The organism is Xenorhabdus beddingii (assembly GCF_002127545.1).
Taxonomy (GTDB): Bacteria; Pseudomonadota; Gammaproteobacteria; order Enterobacterales; family Enterobacteriaceae; genus Xenorhabdus; species Xenorhabdus beddingii.
On sequence record NZ_MUBK01000183.1, the window covers coordinates 1 to 399 of the forward strand.

Consider the following 399-nt stretch of genomic DNA (forward strand, 5'->3'; position numbering starts at 1 on the left):
GTGGGTCATTTCGGGGAATTCATCCTCCACTTTATCCCGCAGGTTGGAGGTCAGCAGGGCAAAGCCCTGAAAGATCCGTTCAATATCCGGGTCATGGGGATTATCCAGAAAATCCGCCAGATGCGGAGATGCTTTCGCCACCCGCCGCGCCAGCTCCCGCAGGTAGGCCAGTTCTTGCAGGTACAGTGACTCTTTTTTGTTTTGCATTATATTGTACTTTCTTTCTAATGTTTGGGTGAATACTGAATCGGTAACTTAGGGATAAATTTGATAGAAAATGCATGTTCAATCAGTCAAGGCGGTTTATTGTACATAAATATCAATAAAATTAATTAACCAATTAAGTCCGGTTTTTGTCTGATTTTGGCGGAATGTGGGGGGATGGGCGGAATTTGCATG

General features: G+C 44.6%; 1 protein-coding gene. It reads right to left on the reverse strand.

Going from position 1 to position 399, the window contains the following annotated elements; genetic code table 11:
• Positions 1-207: type VI secretion system baseplate subunit TssF (locus Xbed_RS19175; protein WP_139837580.1), on the reverse strand; the 207-nt coding region annotated here is incomplete at its 3' end.
• Positions 208-399 lie beyond the last annotated feature (192 nt).